This window comes from Galbibacter sp. L-19 (genome assembly GCF_056857615.1).
Map to the genome: position 1 here is coordinate 165,449 of NZ_JBSXNL010000055.1, position 15,341 is coordinate 180,789.

The 15,341-nt window shown below is 34.8% G+C and carries 9 protein-coding genes; 1 reads left to right on the forward strand and 8 read right to left on the reverse strand.

What is annotated here, in order from left to right; genetic code table 11:
• The first annotated feature begins 9 nt into the window (after positions 1–9).
• Positions 10–1,347 (forward strand): hypothetical protein, encoded by a 1,338-nt coding sequence (locus tag AC13CQ_RS10120; protein WP_474506568.1) that lies wholly within the window; start codon positions 10–12, stop codon positions 1,345–1,347.
• A gap of 178 nt (positions 1,348–1,525) precedes the next feature.
• Here the strand turns inward: AC13CQ_RS10120 and AC13CQ_RS10125 are convergent, their stop codons facing one another.
• From AC13CQ_RS10125 to AC13CQ_RS10160, 8 genes are all read right to left on the reverse strand, one after another.
• Positions 1,526–2,539: a family 43 glycosylhydrolase gene (locus tag AC13CQ_RS10125; protein ID WP_474506567.1), complete on the reverse strand. Its 1,014-nt coding sequence runs from the start codon at positions 2,537–2,539 to the stop codon at positions 1,526–1,528.
• Positions 2,540–4,681, reverse strand: coding sequence for a hypothetical protein (locus AC13CQ_RS10130; RefSeq protein WP_474506566.1), 2,142 nt, complete (start codon positions 4,679–4,681; stop codon positions 2,540–2,542). It lies immediately after the preceding gene.
• Positions 4,682–4,686: 5 nt separating this feature from the next.
• Positions 4,687–8,313, reverse strand: a complete 3,627-nt coding sequence (locus AC13CQ_RS10135) for a DUF4450 domain-containing protein (protein WP_474506565.1) — start codon at positions 8,311–8,313, stop codon at positions 4,687–4,689.
• A 3-nt stretch (positions 8,314–8,316) separates the two neighbouring features.
• Entirely contained in the window at positions 8,317–9,861 is a 1,545-nt protein-coding gene (locus tag AC13CQ_RS10140; protein ID WP_474506564.1) for a glycoside hydrolase family 28 protein, read from the reverse strand.
• Positions 9,862–10,077: 216 nt separating this feature from the next.
• The gene (locus tag AC13CQ_RS10145; RefSeq protein WP_474506563.1) at positions 10,078–11,493 is read right to left on the reverse strand and encodes a purine-cytosine permease family protein; all 1,416 of its coding nucleotides are present in this window, start codon (positions 11,491–11,493) and stop codon (positions 10,078–10,080) included.
• Between the two features lie 9 nt (positions 11,494–11,502).
• Positions 11,503–12,654 carry an alpha-hydroxy acid oxidase gene (locus AC13CQ_RS10150; protein ID WP_008612674.1) on the reverse strand — a complete coding sequence of 384 codons (1,152 nt, stop codon included), beginning with the start codon at positions 12,652–12,654 and terminating at the stop codon, positions 11,503–11,505.
• A gap of 6 nt (positions 12,655–12,660) precedes the next feature.
• Positions 12,661–14,034, reverse strand: a complete 1,374-nt coding sequence (locus AC13CQ_RS10155; protein WP_474506562.1) for an FGGY-family carbohydrate kinase — start codon at positions 14,032–14,034, stop codon at positions 12,661–12,663.
• A gap of 10 nt (positions 14,035–14,044) precedes the next feature.
• Positions 14,045–15,322 (reverse strand): sugar isomerase, encoded by a 1,278-nt coding sequence (locus AC13CQ_RS10160; RefSeq protein WP_335587798.1) that lies wholly within the window; start codon positions 15,320–15,322, stop codon positions 14,045–14,047.
• Positions 15,323–15,341: the final 19 nt, after the last annotated feature.

Here is a 15,341-nt window from a genome sequence, read left to right on the forward strand (position 1 = left end):
ATTTAAGATATGAAAGTCCAGTTAAAGACAACACTAACTTTATTTTGCCTAACAGTTTTTTTGTTTGTTAGTAGTTTATCAGCACAAATAGGAAGACGTTTTCCTTCAGAAAAAAAAGTGATTAAAGATTCTGTAACTGGTACGGAATTAACTTTTTTGACTAGTCAGCCTCATGGGGATTCTAAAATATACCCAACCCATAATCAATGGACTTCAGATGGGGAATGGGTTATTTTTAGATCTCATCGAGTAGAAGGAGAAGCAATGGCTGTAAATGAAAAATCTGGAGAAATTGTTCAGGTAACTGAGGGAGGGTATTCTGGGATGTTAAATGTAGCTCGTAATAGTATGAAGTTATATTTTATGAGGAAAGTATCTGAAAGTAAAGAGGTTGAAATTGTGGTAGTTAATTTAGAAAAGCTTTTTGACGACAGTTCAAACGGAAATTTAAAATCGGCTGATGCCTATCAAAAACTATGTGGTGTTACTCCAGAAGAATTGGGCGCTGGTGGGGATATGGCTTTAGATGCTGATGAAGAATGGGCTTGGTTTCGGGTAGGAAAAGAAGCTGCACAAAAACATTTAGCTAAAGGAATAAAGATTGAAGAAGATTTTGGCCCGAGAAATATGGGAGCAGGTCCTGGCGGAATTGCTGGGATGAATCTTAATACAGGGGAAATAAAATATGTTACTTCGGTTCCGTTTCAAGTAGGGCACATCCAAACCAACCCTTGGGTTTCTGGTCAAATTATATTTTGTTGGGAAACTGGCGGGAAATCTCCACAAAGAACGTGGATAGTGAATGCTGACGGAAGTGGTTTGAGACCGCTTTACCCTGAGTCAAAATATGAGTGGGTAACCCATGAGGCGGTTATAACACCCAATGAAGTTGCATTTGCTATTATGGGACATCGACAAATTCCAGAGTCTACCGTTAAAGTATCTGCGGGAACGGATGTTAAGGGGGCCAATCCTGGTCAAGATTCAGAGTGGGGACCTTCTGGAACAAGAGAAAAACCTACAGGACTTGGAATTGTAAATATAAATACTAGAGAAATGACTATTGTAGGGCAAACCCCTTCAGGGAGTGGTTTATGGCATGTGCATGGATCTCCAGATGGACGTTTTGCCGTTGGTGATGATTTTTCAAGAAGTATTTATTTAATTAATAGGAAGACCCGAGAAATGATGTTGTTATCCACGGGGCATAAACAAACAGCTGCCGATCATCCGCACCCTACTTTTAGCCCTGATGGTACTAAAATAGAAATTCAATCGGCTATGCTTTCTAAAGATGGCAGAAGCTTAAATATTTGTATTATTCCTGTGCCTAAAAAGTGGCTTTAAAAATGTATAATTTCTAATTACCAATTAAACCCGAAATATGCATTAGACAATCTATTACAGCTTTAAAGTGCTTCAAAATCAGTCACGCTGTTTCTGTTTTCGATCTCACCATAGCGGTGCTATGGCTCCATCTCCAAACCGCCTGATTTTCTTCCACTTTAAACCTTCACTACGAATTCTAATGCATAATCCGGGTTAAATTAAGAGTTACTTTTTGATCTCTGTTACAGGTAATTGTTATGTCTTTTTCATTAAAATGTAGTTCCGCTACTTGAATGCTACTTCTGCGGGTTTCATAACTGTCTTTTCCTTTATTTGAAGGAACTCTTCCTGGATGCGTAAAATAGAAAATATAGGCTTTACCATTATCAATAACCACATCAGGATGCCCACCTTTTACTTGGTCATCAATACCTTTTCCTGGTTCTTTTAAAATGTTATGTTCCTGTTTGTTCCAATTGGTAAGATCGGTAGAATTATAAACAGATAAGCCATCCCAGCTATCGCATATCATCCAGTATAATTCTTTCCATTTAAATACTACAGGCCCTTCACCGCGTTTTTTTACCGCTTTTTTACTTGGGTTAGGCCATTGGTTTAAGTTATCACTATCAGTATAATATATAGATTTTCCATCGTTTTCATTGTTGTAAAATAGTCGCCAATTCCCATTCGGAAGTTTTATTATATCTGCATCAATTACTCTTTCTGAAGCTAGTTTTAACTCCATTACAAAATCCCAATTTATTAAATCGCTACTTGTTAAATGAATAATTTTTCGTTTGTGATACCAATCAGAAAAAATACCGGGAACATAAGTTAAAAACATATGATATATTCCCTTGATCTCTATTACCTCTGGAGCCCAATAGGAATATTGGTCAGTAGGTTGATAGTCTATTGTACATATCCCTTTGTAACTCCAAGTTGATCCATTATTGGATGAGGTTGCAATGCCTATTTCTGTTCCATGTACCCAACTAACATTATCTAAGCTATCAATATTTGCCCTTCTATTGGTGTAAAACATATACCACAATTGCTCTTTTTTATTCCAAATAACGCAAGGATCTGCAGCCCCATCATGTATAGGGTCTCTATATAAAGGCTTATCTGCAACATGAGAATTTTCATGTTGCGCATTTAATAGGTTGGAAAGACCTATAAAAACCACTAAGATTATAATTTTCATTTAAAACATTTTTTGAAGTCCTTCCCATTTTACATTCCAATTTCCATCTTTTGGGAATCCTGGATTTTTAACGGTATTTCCATCCCATCCAGCACACATAAGGGCAACAGCTGTAAGTACGCCACCATTTCCTGGAAGGTATAAAGTTAAGCGTTCGTCCTGAAAATTATGCCCATTTGGAAGGTAGGTATTGGTACGAATATCCATAAGTAAGGCTTCAACTGCTTTTTCTGGCATCTGTAAGCGTGTTGCTGTCATAGCTGCCATTGGGAAATCCCAACCCCAAGTATCTTCCCAAGTCCAATCTGTCCAAACAAGATTAAACGTATTCTTCATAATGTCGAGATCGACTTTTTTAGTTAAAGGAAGCATGCCTAAAGTTCCTAAAACTGATGGATGGTCTGTTTTAAAAACGGGATTTGTGTAAGAATCTTGGGCGCTTTCTGTAGCTAGATATACATCATTTAAAATAGGTAAATCTGATAAATTATTCATTACCTCAATCCACTTTTTAGGAGGAGTTTCTCCCAGTCTTTGTTTCCATTCAATAGCCGTTTTTAACCCCCAATACCAATAATTAAGTTCGTAAGTTGGATTATAGGTTTCGGTTGCCTTAAAACGTTCTTGTGCGGCAATCACACCTGGTCCTAGTTCATATCTATTTTTTTCTTCGTTATAATTTGCAAAAGAAGCCATAAAATCGGCAGTTGCATATACATTGTCTTTGTAGGTATTTAGAATGTCTTTTGAAGGATTTTCTTGATAAAAGAGTTCTGCAAAAGTTATGTAATGGGGTTGTTGCCAAATAAGAAAAGAACCTACAGATGACGGACTTTCATTTCCATAAGGATCTGTCATTTTTTGCCATCTCAGTCCATCAAAACCTTGTCTTTTGGCTATCTCAAATGCTTTTCCACTGGCTTTATCATACCATTGCATAGCGTTTTTTAGTAAATCACTTCGGTTCCATAACGCAAAATGGACACCATGCCACCAATGCATTTCAAGATGTGGTTTTCCATACCAGCTATTATAAGTAAGTCCAGTTTCTTGAGGAGGTTGATTGGAGGTACATTGCAATTTGGTTAAATATTGAGAGAGAACCACACGTCGCTCAATTTCAAATGCTCTAGGATCTGTACACGATGAAAAGTCAATAGCACCACCACTTAGCCAAAAATCTTTCCAATTTTCTTCACTATTAGTTACCGCTTTATCAAAGTTAGAAATGTTTTGATTTTTATTTTCAGGGGTAAATTTACAAGTGAAAGAAAAATTGTTTTCAGTAGGAGAAATAATAAAATAATGCTCTTCTTTTTCAGTAATGCTAGCCGATTTTTCTTTCCATTGAAAATAGGTATGGTAGGTTAAAGAATCCATTTTATGAGTTACCAAAGCCTTTTTTGGATTAATAGATTTTAAGGTACTTGTATAATTCTCAGAACCATTCCAATTTACGCCAGTATCTTTCCAGTTATTTGAAGGATATGGAATACGATATCTAATTTTAAGTTGTCCTTTATTAATTAAGTCGGATGTTACTTTTACGGCAATTAGATCTTCATCTTGATGAGAAAGGGTTTCAACCTTAACAGGCACACCTTCAACAGAAAAACTACTGGTAATGATTCCGGTCCATAAATTTAACTCCTGATTCATATCCGTAAGATCTTTCGGACTGATTAGCTCTCCATTCTTCTTAGTAATTTCAAAACCAATATTTCCAAGCTGGATACGATGCGGGTTTTCTCTAAACCAATTAACTGCATCGTTATTTCGTTTTGGAGTTTTTATCTGTACGGAATACGAAACTTTACGTCCATATTGGTCATAGTCTTTAAGCGTTTCTTCAAAAGTGTAGGAATTCGGGTTTTTATTGGAGTCCCATCCCCATTCGGATTGTGTTCCTAATGCAATGCCTCCTTGATAATAGTCTGGAAATGTTTGAAGTCCAGTTATATCTGTAGTAAAAGCAAACTTTCCGTTTCCTACAGTGAGAGAAGCCAAAGTATCAACCGAAGTTACAACAACGTTATGGCGAGTAACCAGTGCTTTTCTATCTATTTTTTGAGCAAATCCCTGATGAATTATACTAATAAATAAAAGAAAAATGTAAAGCTTAATGGTGGAAGTAGTTTTCATAATAATTATTTTAAGAGAGTAATACTCATAATGCCGATAACAACATCATTAGCAATGGTTTTTAATTCTATGTTTTTTAATTCTTTAGTTGCGTCTAACGGAAGGTCTAAAATAGTGGCAGCACCACCATCTATAGCAAAGTTGGTAAATCCTTTAATAGATGTATAATCTTTAAAATCAAGAAAGATTTCTCCTGTTTTTAGATGAACACGAGGTGGTTTTGACGCTTTAGTAGTAAAAGCAAAATTATCGGTATAATAATCTTGCTCTATAGGCCACCAATTTTCAGGGTTTTTAAGGGGTAAGTTTGTATGAGTCCCATCTTTATAATGAACTATAATTTCTCCATTTGTAATATTACTTTGCATTGGATTAGTAGTTCCAGCCATTAGAAGGTATAGGTGTTTGGCTTTCCCAGAAAGTTTTATTTGTATCTTTTCAGGGAAATTATCCCATTGGGAAGTAAATACAATATCATTGGCGTTTTTTGGAGCTATTTTAAAAGGAATGTTATTATAAATAATATTTCCATTGTTTGCTGCCGCTTTTTGCTTAATTCCTGTAGCATCTATTTCTGGAGCAATAAAAGGGTAGCACCAATTTCCAATGCCTTGTGTAGGAAGTTGTAGGGTAGGAGATGTAGGACGAGGTTCCATATATTCTTGTTTAAATATATTAGTTACCTTACTGTTAAAGCTTCTACCTATATCTATAGTTTCAAAACTGCTGTTAGCTGCTGCTTTTACTTTCCAATTTTGAAAAGTGCCAACTTTGTAGCGTTTATTTTTTTTAGATGAAACGTGTAATAAATTAGAACCAGGAATTAAAGCATTTTCTTCAATGTTAAGAGTAGAATTCTTTTTATTTAGAACACCTTTCTTAGTATTGTTTATCCAATATTGAAGAGATTCTTGCTGAGGATTTTTTCTTTTTAAGGTAATTTGTGAGCCCTTATCTAGCGTTACAACCTTAGCCAATTTAATGGCTGGAATCAATTTTACATCTATGGGCTGCCACCATGTAAAAGCTCCTTGCTTTAGTTGAAGGAAAAAGGTTTTAGCTCCAAGAGATTCATTAAAATTACCCGAAAAATCATGTTTATTAAGATATTGGTTTCTAAAAACTAATTGTGGATCGTATATTTTTTTGAATTGAACTGTTTTATTTAACAGTTTAAAAGTATCGTTAGGGGTATAATTTACTGGAAATTGAACTTTCTCAATTTTAGTTCCTTTCCATGTAATATCTATTTTATAATCAGTTCTATAAATATCAGTAATTATAATTTTTGGTTTTACAATTGCCGTAGTATCAACGTACCAAGAGGTTACTTTTTCATCATTAATCTTGATCTGTTCAATAGCTTCTCTCTCAGCATTTACTATTAATTTCAGTTTCATCTTTTTTGGAAACGAAGGAGAAATATGGTAAACACTTTTATTGTTTTTTGAAGTAAAAGAATAGTGGATATCTGGAAGTTTAATACTTGCATTATCCCAACTTTCAGGAAATCCGGGTTGAAGGGTTAGGGTGTCTGAAATAGCATTAGGTTTTATTCCGTAGAGTCCTTCTACAAGGCTTCTAGCAGCCATTCCAATTGGGTCGGCAAAATCTCTGTAGAGTTCTCCCCGCATGGCATCGTAGAAAGATAATTGTTGAAAACCTCCTGGAGATGCCCCTAAATACATACTCTCCATAATTCCACTTTGCCACAATTTATATGCCTTTTCTGGACGTTGTCCTAGCCAATAAGCTAACGAAGTATGCAAAACTTCTGCTAATGCAACATTGTTAACAGACCAAGTGTAAGGTTGCCAATTGGTTGTAGAAATTAGTTCCAAATTATCAAAAGGTAAACCTTCTGCTTTTACTGGAATATGAGGAATTTCAGTATCAATATAGCGGAGCATTTGATAGGCTTGAAATTTATCTGCAACCCCTTCATCTATAGTGTGATAAATACTCCAAACCCCTGGACTATCATGTGTTAATTGGTTTCCTAATAAATCTTTGTACTCTGAAAAAACACCCTTTTTTGGAATCCAAAGCTCATTATTTAAAGCCTTTTTTATTTGATTACTTTCTTGGGTGTAATTATCTTTATTAGAACTTGTGATATTATTTTTTTCGGCAATTGCACCAGCAAGTTTATTAGCACTGTAATTATATGCAGAAGAATAACTTACCGATCCTCCACTATATTGGAGGGCATCGCTAGCCCAAATGGTTGCATAAGCATCGTAGAGATGGTTGTTGTCTGAATCAAAATTTCTTTTTTCCCAAGCTAAATGTCGCTCAATGGCAGGCCATAACTCTTTAATCAGCGCATCGTCTCCCGTCCATAAATAATGACGGAACAACTGATTAAAAAACACCGAATTCATATCATAATGATGTGCAATGGTATTATTGTTGGGCCGTCTACTAATATATCCACTACTAAACATGGCTGTGCCAATTTCTTCTTTCTGTCTAGCAAAATTTCTTGTTGTATCTGGTACAACGGGTCCTGTTGGAGGATCGATTACTTGCGAATTTACATAACTTGTAAAATGAGATTCGGCTCTATCATGCCATCCTAAGGGGTTGGCTACATAAGCACCGCGCCATGCATTTAAATGCATTCGCCATGCAATAGATCCGTGTAAAAAAGCGGGACTTTCCCAAATAGCATCTGCAGCGGTTGCCAATGCTCCCCCAATTGTATTGATGTATGGATTAGGAGTTTGTACCGTTAAAATTTGAGCTGTTTTATTAACTTTTTCAACCCCTGCTTTAAAATCGGATTCCAATGATGCTTCTATTGCTAATGCATCAGAATTTTCAAACTTCCAATAGAGCGGTTGTTTTAAGGAGTTTACTTTTCCTATTATTACTGGAAAAGAATCTTTTTCAGATTGATATACAGCTAATGGATTTTCTTGATTGGAGGCAGATGCTATTTTAATTTCTGAAGTAGGAAAAACCCCAGACATTGTTCTGTAATTTCCTTTTTTCTCTTTATTATTTTCTGAACCGTATTTTACTATAAACGAATTATTAGTAACCGAATATTGATTATTGATGCAATATTTTGGTTGAAGATAAAAAACAGACTCTGGATCGGCTCCTATATCTCCATCTCGATGAAACTTTTTACCACTAGCACCTCCATATACCCAAATAAGTTTGACGGTTTCTGGTATATCTATAGAAGTAGCTTGGAGCATAAACCCTTCACTTTTTGCTAAAGCAACTACTTTAAGGTGTATGCTTCCCTGTTTTAATAAAGAATCCGAAATTTGATAATTCATAATTCCTGGGGTATAAACAGTAGTTATACTATCAAATTCGGTTAACCATTTACTTGAGCCATCTTGAGTAATAATTCCTAGTTTAAAATTACCTCCCATTCCAGGCATATACATTGCAAATTCTGGTAAATCTCCAGTTTCTACTCTAAATCCTGTATTTGTACCGTATAAAGCTCTGTTGAATTTTCGCTCCCCATTTTGTAATTTAAAACCTTTTTCAAAGGGGAGGTAATGTACTTTTCGAATGCTATCATGCCAATATTGAGAATTTTGGGCATTCAAAAATGAAACTAAAATAACGGTAAATAAAAATGTTATGCAGATTCTAAATAGGGTCATGCTTTAAGGAGTGTTAAAATGAATTCCTTCTGTATTATTCAGGGTTATTTCTGACTTGTCTTCAGTTTTTATAGAAACATTTTCTAAATTCCAGTCTTTACTGTATGAAATTCCTCCAGCAGTTTTAGCTTCTATATGAACATCATTTAAAGAGATATTTTCAATAATTGAATTCTCTAATCCTTTTACGTTCATGGCTTTTTCTGCTCCTTTAACATCAATATTACTTAATGAAATATTTTTAAATGTAGGGATACCCTTAGATGCTGGAACCTCTTTAAGGAGTTTTTTCCAGTGTATTGGAATACTGTCTATATCATACCCTTCAGGAAGTTTTGAATAGCTATAACTAGGATTCCAGTTCATGGAAATTTTCACAAATGTTTTCACACTATCCATCTGAATATTTTGCAAGGAGATATCCTCAACCGTTCCGCCACGGGTAAGAGCCGATTTTATATTTAAACCATTGCTGGTTCCTAAACCTTTAATGTTAGAAACATACACATGTCTAATACTTCCAGCAGTCTCACTTCCTAGGGTGAATAATCCAGCACCTTTTCTTGCAATACAATTCCTTATAACTACATATTCGGTAGGTCTATTTACACGTTGTCCATCCCAATCGCGACCTGCTTTTAAACAAAAATTATCATCATTACAATCGATATCACAATTTTGTATTAACACCCATTTAGAAGAATCAATATCAATGCCATCTGTGCTGGGACCGTGTCCGCCAATATTATTTTTTATAATGAGCCCGTCTACAGTTATTTTTTCAGAATAGAGGACGTGTACTGTCCAAAAACCAGCTTTTTGTATGTTTAAATCTTTTAAGGCAATATTCTTTGAATCGGAAATCAAGATGGTTCGAGGACGCTTAGCATCGTAATCTACAATCCATCGCAATCCTTTTGGCTCGTATTCATTTTTTCGTAAATCCCAATAATAATCCCAAAACACTTTTCCTTGTCCGTCAATTAAACCTTCCCCATCTATAATTACATTTTCTTGATTGGAAACATTGATAAGAGCCGCTGGCCATTTCATTTCAATTCCAGCAACACGAGTGTCAATTTCTTTATAATCATTAATATCCTGACTCCCTAAAATGGTAACATTTTTACCAATTTTAAAACGAATATTTTTTTTAATGAATATTGAACCAGATAAATAAGTTCCTGGTTTAAACGCTATCGTACCGCCACCATTTTTTGCACATTTATCAATAGCTTTTTGAATAGCCTCTGTATTGATGGTTTTGCCATCGCCAATTCCACCAAAATCATTTACAAAATATACGGTATCCTTGATAATAGCATTTTCTGCACCAACTTTATCAATCCAAGCAGGAGTGTCTTGTTGTGGGGTGTTTTCTGACTTGTTTTTACAGGATAAACATATGCTAAATAAGCATAGTATGAAGCATCCACGTCTAATTTTTAGAAACACAGTAGAATGATTATTTGGCTGTTCCAGATGACCATTAAAAAGCAATAAAAATAGATATTTGGAAAAAGTGGTGATTTGGTAAATAGGTTTCATTTTTTTAATTTCTTAGATACCGTAAGTTTCTAAAATATCATGAAAAGTGCATCCTGTACATCCATGTATGAAAAAAGTGACTGTCTATAAAGCAATTTGTAGTTATCAAAATAAGCCTGTCAAAATTTTTAAATAACTAACATTCAAAAGATTCTTTGACCTACTCAGGATGATATTTAGAATTTAGATGCTTTATGGAGAGTCACTTACATTTTTTTAAATTGTATGTTTTTTCTGATAGTACTTGCTGAATAAAATATATAAAATCCCACAGCAGAGCCATGTTGGTAAGGTGACAAAGGATAAGAAAATATCAAATTTTACAGAAATAAAATAGAATACCCCAAAGCTTATTAACCAAGCCCATAATACGGCATAATTAAATGAGATATTTGTTTTTTCAGCAAAGAAAGAGCTAAAGCCACTTTTTTCAGCAAAGAAATGGTCAAAAACAATAATGGCACCAATAGGAGCAAGAATAAATCCGTACAGCGCTACAAAATCTAATAATTTCATTGCAAAAGCAGGAAAAAGACCAGCAATTGTAGCAATGGAACCCGCTAAAATAGTAACCCAAAAAGTAGAAGCTTTTGGGATTATGGCTTGAAAGGCCAAACCTGCTCTATAAATTGTAGGATTGGCTGTTGTCCAGCCCGCTAATATAACTGCAATAATCCCGAAAACACCAATGGCATTATAAGCTAAGGGACCGGGAGCTACCGTTGGAGCTTGACCTCCTGCTAAAAAAGCCTGTGCTTCTGGAGATTTTAAATATACTGCATACAATAAAGCAGCAGAGATCCAAGCTATATAATGACCAATGTATATTCCTCCAGCAGTTGTCCATCCAATAGATGGTTTTTTTGCGAATCTAAAAACAGAGAGATCGGACATTCCAATATGCATGGCTGCATTAGCAAACCACGACCATAAGAAAACATGCCAAAAAGTATATTTTATTTGTCCTGGAAAAGGTTCACTTCCTTCTCCCCATAGATTCCAAAAATCTGAAAAACTATGTACATTAAGTTGAGATAGCGCTACGATCCCGCAAACTATAAAAGCGAGTACAATTATAGGCGACATATAGTTTGCAGCTTTGGCTACCGTATTGTAACCTTTGGCAGCAATTAAAGAAATAATGGCACCTAATATCAATACAATAACAACCCAAGTAATACTATTAGGCATTGTATCTGTTAATTTGGGCATTTCCATATCAAAAGGAATTCCTACAGCAGTAGCAGAAACGGTAATCATGGCTCCAGCTAGAAAACAAAATAAAATTCCGTTTGCCAAATTGTAAACCGTCACTAATTTTTTACCACATATTTTTTCCAAATGAAAATAAAGAGTATATCTAAATTTAGTCCCTATTTCTGCTGTTAAAAATCGCCAGCTCAATACCGCCATTAAATTCCCTAATAAAAGACCTACAATAAGGTCAAAAGCGCTTACTCCAGTGGTAAGAAATAGAGGACCAATTACAAATTCGGTTCCTGCGGCGTGTTCCCCAGCATACATTCCTAAAAAACTTTTCCATCCTTTAAGTTTTGATTCTGGAACACGTTGTCTTTCATATTCTCCTCCTGCAATTTGCTCTATATCATCTTCAATGCTGTATTGTGTCATAATTTGGTTTTAGTGGTTAATTAAATGTTTAGGTAAATCGGCTATTTTTTCACAACACAATTGATCCATTACTTGTTTTAATTGAACTTTTAGCATGGAAATTGTATGGTCGCCACCTTGGTTACCCAATGCTGCAGCCCCATACATAAAAGATCTTCCCATGAAGGTAAATTTGGCACCGCTTGCTAAACTTCTAGCAATATCAGGTCCCGAACGGAGTCCGCTATCCATCATCACTTCAATCTGATTTCCGTATTTTTCTGCAATGTTTGTAAGAGGTTTGATGGTAGATTCTCCAGCATCCAATTGTCTCCCTCCATGATTGGAAACAATAACACCATCAAAACCTAATCGAATAGCTTCTTGAGTATCCTCTTCAGAAGCAACTCCTTTTAAAACCAATTTTCCTTTCCATTGATCGCGGATTGGTTTTATACGTTCTTCGTTAAGTCTCCCAGAAAAAGTTTCATCCATAAACTTCCCTAATTGTTTTAAATTAAGTCCGTTTGGCATATAGGGTTTTATATTTTCAAAATTTGGTTGTCCATGTTTTAAAGTTTCAAGAGCCCAACTTGGTTTTCCTAGAATTTGCAAGATATTTTGTAAACTCATTTTTGGAGGTAGCGCTAGCCCATTCCTAAAATCTCGTGGGCGGTAACCAAAAGTAGGAACATCACATAATAATACTAAAACTGGGCATTGAGCATCTCCAGCTCTTTTTATAATATCTTTTCGGATGTAATCGTCAACTGGATTATAAAGTTGAAACCATGCGTTTCCCTCGGTGAGTTCACTTGCTCGTTCTATATTGCATGTGGTTACTGTACTTAAAATAAAGGGAATATTATGGTTAAAAGCCGCTTTTGCTAAAATTTCAGGCGAATTTGGCCACATGAGTCCCTGTAAACCTACTGGAGCAATACCAAAAGGAGCATCGTATTCCTTACCAAATAAGGTGGTTTTTATAGAACTATCGTTATAGTTTTTAAGGTATCTAGGCTCTAACTGAACCTCTCTAATCTCAGCAGTGTTTCGTTGGATATTAACATCTTCATTGCAACCGCCATCCAAATATTCAAAAGCAAACCTTGGAATTCTTTGTTGTGCTTTCTTCCTTAAATCATCAACCGAAGGATATTTATAGTTAAAGTTTAATGCCATAACTTGTTACTTTATAATTAGCGGAACATGTTTTTTTAATGAATAGTTCTTTTTAAGGAACTTAGAATTAAGCTGGGTGTCAGAAATACTAATAGCAGCGCCCAAGGCAGACCCTAAGGATGCATCGGTAGTACGTAATTCCATGTTTCTAAGATAGTGAGATAATAATTTAATATATACATCATTATCACTAAACCCGCCATCTACATACAATTTTGTTATTTGGTCATCTCCTTTGGCAGTTTCTATACTTTGCACCTGAAGCTTAACAAGCTCAATCATTAAATGATAATAAGCATCTTCAAAAGTATCGTATGGAAGTTCTGTGGCTGTTAGTTCGATATTATTTTTAATACTTTCCCATTTAAAAAGGTGCTCAAATTCTTTAGTTATTTCATAATAAGCATCTTCATCAAACTGAACAGTTTTATGATAATCTTCTGAAACCTGATACATTTCTGATAATTTTTTTACCTGAATTTTATATTCATTTCCCAGAAATAATCGAGAAGCTTTAACTTGTTTACCATTAATTCTCATATAGTTAATACAATTATTTGTAACCTCAACGGTGGTTAACTCAGAAGAAGTAAATGGATTTAAAGCGATACTCCAAGTACCAGTAGATACCAAAACAAAAGGTTCTGTTAAACTCCTTACATACGGTAAAAGAGCAGCAGAACTATCGTGAATTCCAACACCAATTTTAATACGTTTTCCGTTGTAATTCATATTAATACTCGTTTCTGTAGAAACGATAGGGGGTAAAATTTTATGAATTTCTTCTTTATATACCCATTGATGATAATCTTTTTTATTGTAATCCCATAATGCAGTATGGCAACCAATACTTGTATATTCACTCAAAGGAATTCCCGTAAAAATATAGCTGAGGTATTGTGGCAGATGCAATGAAAATTTTATTTTTTTAAACACCTCTGGTTTGGTATGTTTTAGCCAATACAACTGCATTCCAGAGTTTAAAAGACCTTCTTTAGAAGAACCTGTTTGCCGTGTGAACTCCAATTCAGGACCGTATTTTTTATAAAATGAATTGATTAAATCTTCTTCAATCGGTTTTGTATAATTGTACAAGGGGGTGAGTGCTTCTCCATTTTCATCTAAATGAACAAAACTGGCTCCATAGGAAGAAAAATTGATAGCTTTAACATCAAACTCTTCCGCTTCTAAAATTCTATGAAATAATTTTTTTAACCAATTCTGAAGTTTTCCCAAGTTTTCGGTAGGATAACCATCTTCATCTTCAATAGATTCAAAACGAGCATATTCGCGATATACCTCTTGAAAATCTTCATCGAAGAGAAAGAATTTTTTATTAGTTTTTCCAATATCAAAAACAGCAGTAACTTTCCTTTTCATGTTTCAATCGTTATAGTCCAGTTGCAACCGTATTTTTTCCTCTTTCTTTTATCAATTGTTCTCTTATGGAAAGCAATCTATATGTTTTTAAAGGATCTAAAGCTCCTTGTTGTTGCAGTCGAGCTTGTTTTACAAGCGGACGTACATCTGTTAAATAAGCGTTTTGAAGAATTTCCTGACATAAACTTACATCGTGATTTTCCTGTGCTTGTTTAAGTTTGGTTTGATCTACCAATAAGGCTTTGGCATATGTTATTTGAATGGTTTCTAATGATTGAATAAGGTCCTCCAAAGGGTCCTTTAGATTATGACTAGCGTCAATCATCCAAGAGAGTTCTGGATTTTGCGGATTGTTTTCCATTCCGTAAACCAATTCATTAAAAATTAAGAAAAGCGCATAAGGTTTTATAGAGCCCACTGTAATATCATCATCACCATATTTACTATCATTAAAATGAAAACCACCTAGTTTTCCTTTAAGCATAAGTGTAGAAACAATTTGCTCGATGTTAGTATTTGGTAAATGATGTCCAAGGTCTACAAGTGTAAAAGCTTTTTCACCACATTCATTAGCAAGCATAAAGGAAGTCCCCCAGTCCTGAATAACAGTGCTGTAAAAATAAGGTTCGTAGGGTTTGTACTCTATAAAAAGTTTCCAATCATTGGGTAACGATTTATAGATGTCTTTTAAACTGTTTTGGGTATGTGAAAGTGCCGTTTGAAAATTGCTTTGGCCAGGAAAAGAACTCCCATCTGCTAACCAAACAGTAATACTTTTAGAACCTAATTTTTCTCCAATATTAATAACTTCTTTATTATGAGCTATAGCTTGGTCTCTTACCGCTTGACTTGTATTGCTAAGCGATCCAAATTTATAAGACTCTTTTGCATTGGGTTGATCTTGAAAAGTATTGGAATTAACAGCATCAAATTTTATATCGAGGCTATTTGCTAATTCTTTAATTGCGTTATAATCCTTTGGAATGTCCCATGGAATATGTAATGAAACAGCTCCAGCACTTTTGGTAAGGCTATGAATTACTCCAATATCTTCTAGTTTTTGTTCTAGTGAAGAAGGCTCTCCATGGTAAGAAAATCTTCCAAACCTGGTACCTCCAGCTCCTAGAGCCCAACTTGGAATTGCTATTTGAAAATCGGCTAATTTATTTACAATTTGATCTACTTGAATATTTTGCCTCGAAAGAGAAGAAGCTAAGTTATCAAATTGATCTTTATGAATAGATATATCGTCTTTATTGGTATTTAGTTGGTCTGGGTTTAAGATCATAAGTTTAGATTATTTTAGG